The sequence below is a fragment of the Campylobacter sp. IFREMER_LSEM_CL2090 genome (assembly GCF_025771865.1).
In the GTDB taxonomy this organism is placed as follows: Bacteria; Campylobacterota; Campylobacteria; order Campylobacterales; family Campylobacteraceae; genus Campylobacter_D; species Campylobacter_D lari_D.
Map to the genome: position 1 here is coordinate 26,901 of NZ_JAKMRA010000002.1, position 13,836 is coordinate 40,736.

Genomic DNA, 13,836 nt, shown 5'->3' on the forward strand with positions numbered 1-13,836 from the left:
TTTAACTATCCTTTAGAATAAGTACATTTTTATTTATGTTTAAGGCTCTTATTATGGCATTTTCATATTTCTTGAGCAATAAAAATACTTATGTTATCATTGGCAAATTTTATCATATCGCTTTTAAAAGATGATAAAGCTATTTTAATAATATTTTTAATATTAGAAAGGGAGTGTTTGTTTAAATCTCTAACAAAATATAAGATTTCTTTTTTTTGTTTTTCTCCATTTTCATCAAGAATAAAACCCTGGAATTTTTTAAAATATCTATAATCTACTTGATATTTTTCTTCAATATGGTGGGTTATGGTGTGTCCAATACCCCCCCCCCAAAAAAAAAGTAAGAAATTTTCCATTTTCTTTTATTAAAACATCATACACACAATTTTCACCAAAACAACTTGTAGTGTCCTTTAAAAACAATTCTTCTTTGGCTCCTTTTATAGCAAAGGAAAATATAGGATCATTAGTGCGTTTTACTCCTGCTTGTTTGCGAAAATATTCATTTAAAGCACCCATTTTTGTAGGAGAATTTAATTTATCATAAACTTCATTTTTGCAAAAACTATAAGTAAATGTAGGCATGATTAAAGTACCTTCTTTACCTATAACTTCAAAAAAACAATCTAATATAGTTTGTAAAAATTCATTTCTAGGAAGCAAGGGTGTGTCAAAATTAAAAAGTTCAGTATGCACACACAAAATATCGCCTTTTTTGATACTAAGTTTTTTAAAAGCTTCTATTAAATCTACATTAGAGTATTTTTTATCATTGTATTCTAAGAAATATTTCATTTTATCAATCCGTGAAATTTTAATTTTTCTATTAAATCTTTTAATTCATAAGCTTGCATGTTTAGCTTTGAAGCTATATCTAAAACATCATTTTTACCATCACAATATGCTAAAAAATCAGCGGAGATTGGTTTTTTGGTAATTCCTTGATTTAAAGTGTGATATAAGCCTCTTTTACCCAAATTTGGTTCGCAAAAAGTTGTGATTTGATAAATTTTATTAACTTCTAAATTCATAATGATTTCTTGCATAGCTTTTAAGCCACCTTGCAATCCCTCTTCACTGATGAAATTTAAGTCATCTTTGCTAGTGTGGTATTCTTTATAATCACCAAATCTAGTCCTACACACACAAACTACGGGTAAATTTACTAAAGGAGAGCAAAACTGTCTTTCGTTGCCGCCTCTATCTAAAAAGCTAAATTCTTTAAAATTATTTTTTTCTTTTAAGGTATGCAAAGCTACTTTATCTGCTAGGGTATTTTCACTTGGAGTGTGAATGAGTGAGTAAGCATTATCATCACCTATACAAGAGAGTACAAAACCTGCTTTGGTATGTTTTTGTAAGTGCTTTAAATGTTTACTAAGATAAACTATACTCCCTATGGTTTCAGGAGTAAAAATAAAACGATAATTGTATTTTCTCTCTTTAAGTTCTAAAAGCCATTTAGCTAAAAATGCAGCTACCACAGGACCACTTAACTCGTTATTTGCCATAGATGGATGACAGAGGTAAGTGGAAATTAAAATTTCATCTTTTGTTTCTTGCGTGCTAGGTATGAGTAAATCAGCATAGTTTAAAACTCCATTTTCATGGTGCTTTGCGTCTATGAAAACTTTATATTTTCCTTCTTTTAGTTTAACTCTATCTTCATGTTTTATGCAAAAACCCCAACGCCTTTTATAATAGCTTGTCACATAAGGTATGGCATCAGGTATATCCTCTATAGAGTAAAGATGTTCTTGTAAGCTTGCTAGATTAAGCTCTGTGTCTATGCCTGTGCTGTAGTTTAATACATGTAAATTATTTTGCTTAAAATCACAAATTTTTTCTCCATCTGGAGTGATGATATAAGCATCATTTATCTCCCATTCAGCAGGTACTTCCCAGTCAAACACTTTACTTCCACTTGCTATAGAGTGAATTTTTAATATACCCCCCCCCATAGCTTCATCAAGTATTTTTAAGCTTTGTCTAAAGCCAGCCCCTGTAATACTTCTACATATAGGAAAAAGCTCACAAGCTAGCTCATACATACTTTTACTCACAACAAGCCTTTTTAGTTTCTTCTAAGATCTTAAATAAACTATCTTTAATAAATTGCGCTTCTTTTAAGCTCATTTCTTGATGAGCAGGTATGCTAAGCTCGGCTTTGTAAAAATTATCTGCATTTTCTAAAAATAAATTTCCATATAAGTTTTTATAATAACTAAACTCATAAGTAGGCTTATAATGCACTTGCACACCTATGCCTAAATTTAATAATTTTTCAAAAATGATTTCTTTTTGGCAATAAAATTCAGGAAAAAGCAAAATAGGGTATAAATGCCTTGAGCTTTTTTTATAATCTTTGATTTTTATAGTGCTAAAATAAGGATTTTTTTCAAATTCTTTATCATAAAAACTTGTGATGATCTCTCTTTTTTCTAGCATATTATCAAGTTTTTTAAGTTGGTTTATACCTAAAGCACAAGCAACATCACTCAAACGATAATTATAGCCTAGTTCAATCATATCACTATCCCAAAGTCTTTTTTTGACTATGCCATGACTTCTTAAAAGCTTGATTTTTGAGATTAATTCCTCATCATTGCTAACAACCGCACCACCTTCAAAGGTTGTGATAGGTTTAACCGGATGAAAAGAAAATATGCTCAAATCCCCCATAGAACCTACTTTTTGATTTTTATAAGTAGCACCTAGGGCATGACTTGCATCATCTATTAGTGGGATATTATATTGTTTAGCTAAGGCTAAAATTTCATCCATTTCTACGCTATTTCCCCCAAAATCAACCACGCAAATTGCTCCTATATTAGAGCTATCTTGGCTTAATCTTAAAGCAAGTTTTTTCTCATCAATATTTCCATCACTTTTTATATCTATAAACTCAACCCTAGCACCTGCCATTAAAGCTGCATTTGCAGTTGCAGCAAAGGTAATGGGAGTTGTTAAGACAATTTTTTCTTTTACTTTTAAAGATAAATACGCAAGGTGTAAAGCAGAAGTGGCTGAATTTAGCACGCAAGCATATTTTACACCCACATATTCACAAAGGGCTTGTTCAAATTCTTCAACCTTTCTTCCACCGGTTAAAAAATCATCTTTTAAAGCCTCGCAAACTACTTGTATGTCTTGCTCGTCGATATTTTGATGAGAATAAGTTATCATTTTTCAAGCTCTGTATGATTTATTATATTTAAAAGCTCTTCTTGGCTAATCCATGATGGATTATTATCAGAGCTATAAGAAAAGCCATTAGAAACTTTTTTACCCTTTTGCCCTTTTGCATTTATGCTAAAATTAACATTAATATTATTAAATTGAATACTTGGGCTAATGGCATAATAATTTTCAAATTCATAAGTTAAATGACTATCATCACTTGAAATCATAATTTCATGTAGTTTTTCACCTGCTCTTATACCTATGATTTTATGAGCTAAATTAGGAGCCATGGTTTTAGCTAAATCAACGATTTTCATAGAAGGAATTTTTGGCACGAAAATTTCCCCTCCATGCATATAGGCAAAATTATTCAGCACGAAATTAACTCCATCTTCTAAAGATATCCAAAATCTTGTCATTCTCTCATCTGTGATAGGAAGTTCTTTAGCGCCTTCATTGATGAGTTTTTTAAAAAATGGTATGACAGAACCTCTTGAACCCACTACATTACCATATCTTGTAACGCTAAATTTAGTATGAGAATTTCCTGCTATGTTGTTTGCTGCTACAAAAAGCTTATCACTTGCAAGCTTTGTAGCTCCGTATAAATTAATAGGATTACAAGCTTTATCGGTTGAAAGAGCGATACATTTTTCTACATTATTTTCCAAACACGCATCGATTACATTTTGTGCTCCATGGATATTAGTTTTTATACATTCCATTGGATTATATTCTGCAATTGGCACATGTTTCATAGCAGCTGCATGAATGACAAAATCAACATCTTTCATTGCTATGCTCAATCTTTCTTTATCTCTTACATCACCTATAAAATAACGCATACAATCATCATTAAATTCTCTTGCCATTTCAAATTGTTTTAACTCATCTCTTGAATAAATGATGATTTTTTTAGGTTTGTATTTTTGAAGTAAAGTTTTAGTATAAGTTTTTCCAAAACTTCCTGTACCACCGGTGATTAAAATGCTTTTTCCATTAAACATATATATTTTCCTATTACTTGACTAAATTTTTATATCGGTTGAAAATAAAATTATTTTAAAATTCTTGGTAAAGTTATACCTGTTTGAGCTTGGTATTTACCCTTTTTATCAGCATATGTTACATCACAAGGCTCATCTCCTTGTAAAAATAAAACTTGAGCTATACCCTCATTAGCATAAATTTTAGCAGGTAGTGGGGTTGTGTTTGAAATTTCTATAGTGATATGTCCTTCAAAACCTGGCTCAAAAGGAGTTACATTTACTATAATGCCACATCTTGCGTAAGTACTTTTGCCAAGACAAATAGCCAAAACATCATTTGGCATTTTAAAATACTCAACCGTTCTTGCAAGCGCGAAAGAATTTGCAGGTACTATACATACATCGCCTACAAAATCTACTACATTTTCTTCTACAAAATTTTTAGGATCTACAACGGTGGAATTTACATTAGTGAAAATCTTAAATTCTCTTCCAACTCTTATATCATATCCATAGCTTGAAAGCCCATAACTAACTATACCTTTACCTATATTTGCTTCACAAAATGGCTCTATCATATTGTGCTCTAATGCCATTTTTTTGATCCAATTATCTGCTTTTAAGCCCATTTTTGTCCTTTATAATTAAAGTGAATTTTTAAATTATATCTTAAAATAAAAGTAAAAAATAAATAATTGAAGTTATTTTTAGTATTTTTATATATAATTATAAATTAAGTCTTATAAATTAAGGAGAATATATGACAAAAGAAGAAATCAAAGAACTAATGCAACTTTTTGCAGAAGCAAATATAAGCAAGATTAAAATAAAAGAACAAGATGGATTTGAAATAGAACTTGAAAGAGATATGTGTTGTGAATTACCAGCTCCAGCTCCTGTTGCTCCAGCTCCACAGCCAATTAATGTAAATGTAGTTAATGAAACTAAAGCAAGCTCAAACTCTTCTAATAAACCAACTATCAACAGCCCTATGGTAGGTACTTTTTATCAAGCTCCAAGCCCGGGTGCAGCACCTTTTGCTAAAGCAGGACAAACTATTAAAAAAGGAAGTACTATAGCAATTATTGAAGCGATGAAAATTATGAATGAAATCGAAGCCGAATATGATTGTAGGATAGTAGAAGTATTAGTTGCAGATGGTCAGCCTGTAGAATTTGATATGCCTTTATTTGTGGTGGAGAAATTATAAAATGGAAATTAAAAAAGTTTTAATAGCAAATCGTGGAGAAATTGCATTAAGAGCTTTAAGAACTGTAAAAGAAATGGGAAAAAAAGCAATTTGTGTGTATTCTACTGCAGATAAGGATGCTTTGTATTTAAAATATGCTGATGCGAGCATTTGTATAGGAAATGCTAGAAGTTCAGAAAGCTATTTAAATATCCCAGCTATTATTAGTGCAGCTGAAATTAGTGAAGCGGATGCGATTTTTCCAGGATATGGATTTTTAAGTGAAAATCAAAATTTTGTTGAAATTTGTGCAAAACATAATATCAAATTCATAGGCCCTTCAGTAGCTGCTATGGCACTAATGAGTGATAAAAGTAAAGCAAAACAAGTAATGCAAAGAGCAGGTGTGCCTGTAATCCCAGGAAGCGATGGGGCTTTAGGTGGGGTTGAAGCAGCAAAAAAACTTGCTAAAGAAATAGGCTATCCTGTGATTTTAAAGGCAGCAGCAGGTGGTGGCGGCCGTGGTATGCGTGTAGTTGAAGATGAAAAAGATTTAGAAAAAGCTTACTGGTCAGCAGAAAGTGAAGCGATGAGTGCTTTTGGCGATGGAACTATGTATATGGAAAAATACATCCAAAACCCACGCCATATAGAAGTGCAAATCATAGGAGATAGCTTTGGAAATGTGATACATTTGGGTGAGAGAGATTGCTCTATGCAAAGACGCCATCAAAAACTTATAGAAGAATCTCCTGCAATTTTACTAGATGAAAAAACAAGAGCAAGACTTCATGAAACAGCAGTTAAAGCTGCTAAGGCTATTGATTATGAGGGTGCGGGAACTTTTGAGTTTTTAGTGGATAAAAATTTAGATTTTTATTTTATTGAAATGAATACGCGTTTGCAGGTTGAGCATTGTGTGAGTGAGATGGTAAGTGGGGTAGATATTATCGAGCTTATGATTAAAGTAGCAGAAGGGTATCCTTTGCCAAAACAAGAAGAAATTAAACTTAAAGGCCATTCTATAGAATGTAGAATCACTGCTGAAGATTCTAAAACTTTCTTACCTTGCCCAGGTAAAATCACAAAATACGTAGCTCCTGCAGGACGCAATGTAAGAATGGAAAGCCATTGTTATCAAGATTATAGTGTGCCTCCATATTATGATTCTATGATTGGAAAATTAGTCGTTTGGGGAGAAGATAGAAACACAGCTATAGCTAAAATGAAAATAGCCTTGCAAGAGCTTATCGTAGGTGGGATAAAAACAACCAAAGATTTTCATTTAGCAATGATGGATAATGCAGATTTTATCAATAATAATTATGATACAAATTATCTTTCAAGACATTAATTGAAGATAGGTTTTAACCTATCTTAATTCTTCTATATGAGCATTTGCTCTTATTTTATCAAGATGATTTTTTAAGGCTTGTTCTTTTTGAGTTAGGGTATAGACATTGCTAACTTGATCTTTGATTAAATCAAATTCGATAGGATTTTTACCATATTTTTCTTTTACAAAATACACTATATAAGCGTTTTCGCCATTTAACACTGGAGTAAATTCTCCTATTTTTGTATTATTTAACAAAGCAAGTAATCTTGGATCTAAACTAGCTGCGTTTAAACTAATGGCTTTTGATTTAATTTGAGAATTTTTATACATAGGATTTTGTGCAAGCTGTTGTAAAAGTTCAGGATTGGTAGAATTATAAACAACTAAGTCTATATTTGAAAAAGTGCTAAATTTATCAAGATTGCTTTCATAAAAATGTTTTAGTGTTTCATCATCAATATTGATTTTTGCATTTTGCATTATGCTTCTATAAAGTTTTTCTCTTTCAAGATCTTTTCTAACTTTGTTTTTAAAAACTTCAAAACTTAAACCATCTTTTTCTATCTTTGCTTGCAAACCATTAATGTCAGTTTTATTGCCTTTTGCTATTTGGGCTAATTTTTCATTAAGTTCAAAAGTGCTTATATAAATTCCTAGCTTTTTAGCTTCACTTTGTTGAACTTTATCATCTACTAAAAATGCTATAGCTTTTTGTTTGTCATTAGTTTTTAATTCTTTCATAGTTTGTTCTATATCATAAAGAGTAATAGGTTGATTTTCTACTACCATTGCTACACCACCAAGGGTTTGAGCATATAAAATATTTGCAGCAAAACAACAAGATATTAAAAATTTTCTCATATAAAACCTTTATTTAAGTGTAAATATAGCATTATAACAATAAAAATTTAAAAAAGGTAAAAATATGCAAGAAATCACAACGCGTTTTGCTCCTTCTCCAACAGGATATTTGCACATAGGAGGGCTTAGAACAGCTTTATATAATTATCTTTATGCAAGAAAAAATAAGGGTAAATTTTTATTGCGTATTGAAGATACGGATTTAAAAAGAAATTCACAAGAAGCTACGCAAGCTATTATAGAAGCATTTAAATGGTGTGGGCTTGATTATGATGGGACGATTGAGTATCAATCTCAAAGATTTGATATTTATAAAAAATACATTCAAAAATTATTAGATGAGGGCAAGGCTTATTATTGTTATATGAGCAAAGAAGAGCTTGATGAGTTAAGAGCTAAGCAAGAAGCAGCTAAAGAGCGTCCAAAATATGATGGTAGATATAGAGAATTTAAAGGAACTCCCCCAAGTGGTATTGAGCCTGTGGTGCGTATAAAAGCACCACAAAGTGGAGAGATTAAATTTATAGATGGCATTAAAGGCGAGGTTAGTTTTAAGGCTGAAGATATCTTAGATGATTTTGTAATTGCAAGAAGCGATGGTAGCCCAATTTATAATTTAACCGTTGTAATTGATGATGCACTAATGGGTGTGAGTGATGTTATAAGAGGAGATGATCATTTATCAAATACCCCAAAACAAATTGTCCTTTATGAAGCACTAGGCTTTAAAATACCTAAATTTTATCATGTAGCTATGATACATGGTGAAGATGGTAAAAAACTTTCTAAGCGTCATGGAGCAACTGATGTGATGGAATATAAAAATATGGGGATTTTACCTCAAGCCTTGCTTAATTTCTTAGTGCGTCTTGGTTGGAGTCATGGCGATGATGAAATTTTTTCTTTAGAAAGTATGCAAGAGCTTTTTGATCCAAATCATATTAACAAAAGTGCTTCTTGCTATAATTTTAAAAAATTAGAATGGCTTAATGCTCATTATATTAAAACTTTACCTTTTGAAGAAATCAATAGACAATTAAAAGATTTAGGATTTGATTTAAGTCAGTATGAAAAAGCGGGATTTTTACTGGATATGTTAAGAGAGAGAGCTAAAACCTTACATGATATTATTAGTGGGGCTAAAGTGTTACTAAATAACCCAAAAGAATATGATCAAAAGGCTGTAGATAAATTTCTCAATGTTACAAATTTAACTTATTTGGAAAAATACGCTATGGTTTTAAATGAGCAAAAAAATGCTTGTGAATTTGAAGAATTAACTAATCAATTCTTAGAAGAAAATAATCTTAAGTTAAAAGACCTAGCTCAAGCTATACGCATCGCACTCACAGGAAACTCGGTTAGTCCTAGTATATTTGAAGTATTGGAATTTTTAGGAGTGCAAAAGGCTAAACTTAGGATAAAAAATTTACTAAATTATATGAAGGAAAAATAATGAATTTAAAAGAAGAGGCTTTAGAATATCACTTAGGTGGTAAAGTAGATATTGTTGCTAGAAAGCCTATGGATAGTGCACATGATTTATCTTTGGCGTATTCTCCTGGGGTTGCTGAACCTTGTATTGAGATAGCAAAAGATGAAACTTTAGCTTATAAATACACTAATAAAGCTAATTTAGTTGCTATAGTAAGCGATGGTAGTGCAGTTTTAGGGCTTGGCAATATAGGAGCGAGTGCAAGCAAACCTGTTATGGAAGGAAAAGCTTGTTTGTTTAAAAAATTTGCTAATGTTAATGCTTATGATTTAGAAATTAATGCTCATAGTATAGATGAAATTGTTACTTTTTGTAAAGCTATAGCGCCTACTTTTGGAGGGATTAATTTAGAAGATATTTCAGCACCAAAATGTTTTGAAATAGAAGCTGCCTTGCAAGATCTTGGAATTCCTGTAATGCATGATGATCAACATGGAACTGCGATCATTTCTACAGCAGGATTAATGAATGCTATGGAAATTAGTGGTAAAAAATTTGAAGATATTAAAGTAGTGGTAAGTGGTGCAGGTGCAGCAGGTATTGCAAGTGCTAGAATGTATAGAAATTTAGGTGTAAAAAATATTATTTTAGTAGATAGCAAGGGAGTGATTAATACTCAAAGAGATGATTTAAATAAATACAAACTAGAATTTGTAAGCGATACCAAAGATAGCACTTTAAGAGAAGCTTTAAAAGGTGCTGATGTATTTTTGGGTTTGAGTGCACCTAAGATTTTAGATGATGAGATGATTTTAAGTATGGCTAAAGATCCTGTGATTTTTGCACTAGCTAATCCTGTACCTGAAGTAATGCCAGAAGATGTTAAAAGAGTTAGAAACGATGCTATAGTTGGAACAGGTAGAAGTGATTATCCAAATCAAATTAATAATGTTTTAGGTTTTCCTTTTATCTTTAGAGGAGCTTTAGATGTAAAGGCAACTAAAATTACTGAAAATATGAAAATAGCAGCCGCAAAAGCTTTGGCTGATTTAGCTAAGCTTGAAGTAACTGATGAGGTAAAACAAGCTTATGGAGTAGAAGAGCTTAGTTTTGGTAGAGATTATGTGATACCAAAACCATTTGATAGCAGGGTAAAAGCTGTAGTTAGTGTTGCGGTAGCAAAAGCTGCGGTTGAAGATGGAGTAGCTTTGATAAATAATTTTGATTATCAGAGATATTTTGATAGTTTAAAATAATTTTTTATAAATTAAGTTTTATTTAAAATAATTTTTTATTATAAAACTTAATTTTATCTATTTTTTATTGTTTATATGAGTTATAAAAACATATTTTTTAAAAATCATTTAAAAAATATGTTTTAAATGTTACTTTTTTTCTTTTTAAATTATATAAATTTGATATTACTAGTGTTTTTAATAAAATTAATTTATATTTAAGATATTTTTTAATAGGATATTTTTACTTAATCATAGAAAGGTCGAGATGATTTTTGGTAAGATAGATTATCTTAATTTACTCCCTTTACATATCTATCTTAAAAAATCAGCTTTTCCTAGCTATGTTAAGCAAACTACAGAATACAAAAAAGGGGTTCCTAGTAAGCTAAATCGCCATTTGTATTTTAGACGCATTGATGCAGCGATTATCTCAAGTGTTGAAAGTCGTAGAAAAAAATACAAAACCTTAAATGTGGGGATTTGCGCAAGCAAAAAGGTAAAAAGCGTTTTAGTGAAAAAACAATCTGAAAGCAAAGAAGATGCAAGCTCTGCAACTTCTAATGCTCTTGCAAAAGTTTTAAAGCAAAAAGGGGAGGTTATCATCGGTGATAAGGCTTTAAAACTTTATTTGCAAAATCCAAAAGATTATATTGATTTATGTGAATTATGGTATGAAAAGACAAAACTACCTTTTGTTTTTGCTCGATTTTCTTGTATTAAAAATTTTTCTATTTATAAAAAAATGATGAAAAATTTCACAAAAAGTAAAATTTTCATTCCGCAATATATTTTGCTAGATTATTCTAAGTCAAGAAATCTTTCTCAAAAAGAAATTAGTGCATATTTAAAGCTAATTTACTACAAAATAGGAACAAAGGAGCAAAAGGCGCTAAAAAAATTTTTAGCCAATGTAAACAGCAAGATACTATAAAAAGGACAATTTATGAGTATAGCTAAACAATATATCAATGAAACCTTAGAAAAAATTCAAGCAACTTCCCCAAGACAACCTATCTTTTTTCAAGCGGCAACTGAGGTGTTAAATTCTTTAGAACCTTTACTTGAATCTAACAAAACTTATCAGGATCATGCTATATTAGAGCGTATTGTTATGCCTGAAAAAACGACTATTTTTAGAGTAGTATATATTGATGATGCAGGTAAAGCTCAAACGCATTTTGGTTATAGAGTACAGTTTAATTCTAGTTTAGGACCTTATAAAGGTGGGATCAGATTTCATCCTAGTGTAGATTTAGATGTTTTGAAATTTTTAGGTTTTGAACAAATTTTCAAAAACTCTCTAACAGGTTTAATGATAGGGGGAGCTAAAGGAGGAGCAAATTTTGACCCTAAAGGTAAAAGCGAAGCAGAAATTATGCGTTTTTGTCAAGCTTTTATGGCCGAGCTTTCAAAAATCATAGGTGCAAGCACTGATGTGCCAGCAGGCGATATAGGGGTTGGTGCTAGAGAAATTGGATATATGTTTGGAGCTTATAAGAAAATTAGCTCTAATTTTGATGGAACTTTAACGGGAAAGAAAATTCCATGGGGTGGAAGCTTAGCAAGAACAGAAGCAACAGGATATGGCTGTGTGTATTTTACTCAAGAAATGCTAGCAAAATACAATAATGCATTAGAAGGAAAAGAGTGTGCAGTTTCAGGTAGTGGAAATGTGGCAATTTATACCATAGAAAAATTACATCAACTTGGCGCAAAAGCAATCACAATAAGCGATAGCGATGGATTTGTTTATGATAAAGATGGGATAGATTTAGATTTATTAAAAGAAATTAAGGAAGTAAAAAGAGCTAGAGTGAGTGATTATGCAATGCTTAAAAAAGGTGCTATTTTTACTCCAAAAAGTGCGTATAAACAAGGTTGTAATGGAGTATGGAGTATACCTTGTGATATAGCTTTTCCAAGTGCTACGCAAAATGAATTAAATTTAGAAGATATTAAAACCTTATATCACAATGGTTGTCGTATGGTAGCAGAGGGAGCTAATATGCCAAGCACACTTGAAGCGATCGATTTTATGTTAAATCAAAAAGACTTTTTATTTGCGCCAGCTAAGGCTGCTAATGCAGGTGGTGTAGCGACTTCTCAACTTGAAATGCAACAAAATGCAAGTATGTGTCAATGGAGCTTTGAGGAAGTTGATGCAAAATTACATAAGATTATGAAAAATATTTTTGAAAATTCATACGAGTGTGCAAAAGCTTATAATCATGAAGGAAATTTAGTAGTAGGTTCAAACATAGCAGGCTTTAAAAAAGTAGCTGATGCGATGATTGATCATGGTTATATTTAAAAAGATGGCTTAAATGCCATCTTTAGTGTATATAAAAAAAGCTTGTTATTTGATTAGCGATTTTTTCTTCTAAAGACTCTTTGGCTCTGTCTATATTACCAAGATAGGCAGTTCTTGCTAAAAGCGAGGTGCTTTGAGTAGAGTTTTTGGAGCTAATTTGTAAATTAACTTGCAAAAGATAGTAATTTTCTACTTCCATTTCAAAAACATCATCTATTTTATCAAAGTCATTATAAAAAAATCTCGCATTAGAAGCGCGTAATCTTTGTGCGTAAGAAAATTTCTTAAAATCTACTATATTGATATAAATTTTATAATCACTTTGAACATTATTTAAAACTAAGCCTAAATTTTGTAATTTTTGAGCGAGCTTGGCTTCTAAATTTGTGTTTAATTTTGAAGGATTATTGATGTGTAAAGAAAAACTTTGATTTTTATTAGCATGCAGGAAAATACCTTCATTATTTGTTTGGATAAAAGTTTGCATAGGGCCTGTGCAAGCACTTAAAAATAGTGCAAACACAAGCAAGAAAAAATTATTTTTGAGCATCGATTATAGTTGGTACAGCACGAAGACCAAGTTTAGAGTATTTTGCGAAAGTTTCTCTTACTGCTTTAACCTCAGCTTCACTAGGTTTTTTATAATCTTTTAAATTTTTATCATAATATTTTTTCATGATAGCGATTTTTTGTGCATCATCTTTAGCATTTTTACTTTCTTTGTAAATTAATGCAGATTTTTCAAAAGCACTAGTATCATGGATAGGGGTTAAGATAAATTTCACTTGATGGGTTTTTAGTGTTTCTTCTATTTTATCTAAATGCATTCTACAATATGGACATTCAGGATCGCTAAAAACATAAAGTAAAGGTTTGTTTTTATCGCCTAAAGAAATAAACATTTTTTCTTTTTTAAGTTCAACTAGAGCTTTTTTTGAAAATTCAGCTTGTTGTTTTTCCATGAGTTTTGCTTGATAAACTTGAGAGTAAAATTCACCTTTTTTTACATCAATTACTTCAGTTGTGATGATATTATCTTGAGTGAAAACGATTTCTTGGAAATTTTTACCACTAATTTCAAAATTAACTATCACAGCTTCAAAGTTAGTATCAGGAATTTTTTCTCTACTAGAAACACTAATGTTTGCATTTGATAAATTTGGATTTTTCTTAAAAAAATTAATAATTTCTTCATTACTTGCAGCAAATAAAGAGCTAGCAAGGGTTAAGAGAGCTAAAGATTTTTTCATCATTTTCCTTTGTTTTAAAATTTTTGCACATTATAAAATGT

At 30.8% G+C, this 13,836-nt stretch carries 13 protein-coding genes and 1 pseudogene; 6 read left to right on the forward strand and 8 right to left on the reverse strand.

From position 1 onward, the window contains the following. Window position 1 precedes the first annotated feature (1 nt). From L8V85_RS01305 to dcd, 5 genes and pseudogenes are all read right to left on the reverse strand, one after another. Window positions 2–795 (reverse strand): annotated as a pseudogene (locus L8V85_RS01305) (AAC(3) family N-acetyltransferase). Next, window positions 792–2,051 (reverse strand): DUF4910 domain-containing protein, encoded by a 1,260-nt coding sequence (locus L8V85_RS01310; protein ID WP_263737379.1) that lies wholly within the window; start codon window positions 2,049–2,051, stop codon window positions 792–794. Before L8V85_RS01310 ends, L8V85_RS01305 begins: the two are co-directional and overlap by 4 nt. A gap of 4 nt (window positions 2,052–2,055) precedes the next feature. After that, window positions 2,056–3,186, reverse strand: coding sequence for a UDP-4-amino-4,6-dideoxy-N-acetyl-beta-L-altrosamine transaminase (gene pseC, locus L8V85_RS01315; protein WP_263737314.1), 1,131 nt, complete (start codon window positions 3,184–3,186; stop codon window positions 2,056–2,058). After that, window positions 3,183–4,190: a UDP-N-acetylglucosamine 4,6-dehydratase (inverting) gene (gene pseB / locus L8V85_RS01320; protein ID WP_263737315.1), complete on the reverse strand. Its 1,008-nt coding sequence runs from the start codon at window positions 4,188–4,190 to the stop codon at window positions 3,183–3,185. Before pseB ends, pseC begins: the two co-directional genes overlap by 4 nt. A gap of 50 nt (window positions 4,191–4,240) precedes the next feature. Beyond that, the gene (dcd, locus tag L8V85_RS01325) at window positions 4,241–4,801 is read right to left on the reverse strand and encodes a dCTP deaminase (RefSeq protein ID WP_012661997.1); all 561 of its coding nucleotides are present in this window, start codon (window positions 4,799–4,801) and stop codon (window positions 4,241–4,243) included. A 131-nt stretch (window positions 4,802–4,932) separates the two neighbouring features. Between dcd and accB the strand changes: the two genes are divergently transcribed. Both accB and L8V85_RS01335 read left to right on the forward strand, forming a co-directional pair. After that, on the forward strand, window positions 4,933–5,382 hold the full coding sequence (gene accB, locus L8V85_RS01330) for an acetyl-CoA carboxylase biotin carboxyl carrier protein (protein WP_263737316.1): 450 nt from the start codon (window positions 4,933–4,935) through the stop codon (window positions 5,380–5,382). Between the two features lies 1 nt (window position 5,383). Continuing rightward, the gene (locus L8V85_RS01335) at window positions 5,384–6,715 is read left to right on the forward strand and encodes an acetyl-CoA carboxylase biotin carboxylase subunit (RefSeq protein WP_039619123.1); all 1,332 of its coding nucleotides are present in this window, start codon (window positions 5,384–5,386) and stop codon (window positions 6,713–6,715) included. A gap of 18 nt (window positions 6,716–6,733) precedes the next feature. Here the strand turns inward: L8V85_RS01335 and L8V85_RS01340 are convergent, their stop codons facing one another. Next, entirely contained in the window at window positions 6,734–7,561 is an 828-nt protein-coding gene (locus L8V85_RS01340) for a peptidylprolyl isomerase (RefSeq protein WP_263664921.1), read from the reverse strand. A 64-nt stretch (window positions 7,562–7,625) separates the two neighbouring features. On the opposite strand from L8V85_RS01340, the gene gltX reads away from it, so the two are divergent. From gltX to gdhA, 4 genes are all read left to right on the forward strand, one after another. Next, window positions 7,626–9,017: a glutamate--tRNA ligase gene (gene gltX, locus L8V85_RS01345; protein ID WP_263737317.1), complete on the forward strand. Its 1,392-nt coding sequence runs from the start codon at window positions 7,626–7,628 to the stop codon at window positions 9,015–9,017. Next, a complete protein-coding gene (locus L8V85_RS01350; protein WP_263737318.1) occupies window positions 9,017–10,252 on the forward strand; it encodes a malic enzyme-like NAD(P)-binding protein in 1,236 nt (411 codons plus the stop codon). Before gltX ends, L8V85_RS01350 begins: the two co-directional genes overlap by 1 nt. Window positions 10,253–10,499: 247 nt before the next feature. Continuing rightward, the gene (locus L8V85_RS01355; RefSeq protein ID WP_263737319.1) at window positions 10,500–11,165 is read left to right on the forward strand and encodes an MqnA/MqnD/SBP family protein; all 666 of its coding nucleotides are present in this window, start codon (window positions 10,500–10,502) and stop codon (window positions 11,163–11,165) included. 12 nt (window positions 11,166–11,177) lie between these two features. After that, complete coding sequence (gene gdhA, locus L8V85_RS01360; protein WP_263737320.1) at window positions 11,178–12,545, forward strand: NADP-specific glutamate dehydrogenase; 1,368 nt, start codon at window positions 11,178–11,180, stop codon at window positions 12,543–12,545. Between the two features lie 22 nt (window positions 12,546–12,567). Here gdhA and L8V85_RS01365 read toward each other — a convergent pair whose 3' ends face one another. Both L8V85_RS01365 and L8V85_RS01370 read right to left on the reverse strand, forming a co-directional pair. Continuing rightward, window positions 12,568–13,095: a hypothetical protein gene (locus L8V85_RS01365; RefSeq protein WP_133319770.1), complete on the reverse strand. Its 528-nt coding sequence runs from the start codon at window positions 13,093–13,095 to the stop codon at window positions 12,568–12,570. After that, on the reverse strand, window positions 13,082–13,795 hold the full coding sequence (locus L8V85_RS01370; RefSeq protein WP_220566922.1) for a thioredoxin fold domain-containing protein: 714 nt from the start codon (window positions 13,793–13,795) through the stop codon (window positions 13,082–13,084). The genes L8V85_RS01365 and L8V85_RS01370 overlap by 14 nt, the downstream gene beginning before the upstream one ends. Window positions 13,796–13,836 lie beyond the last annotated feature (41 nt).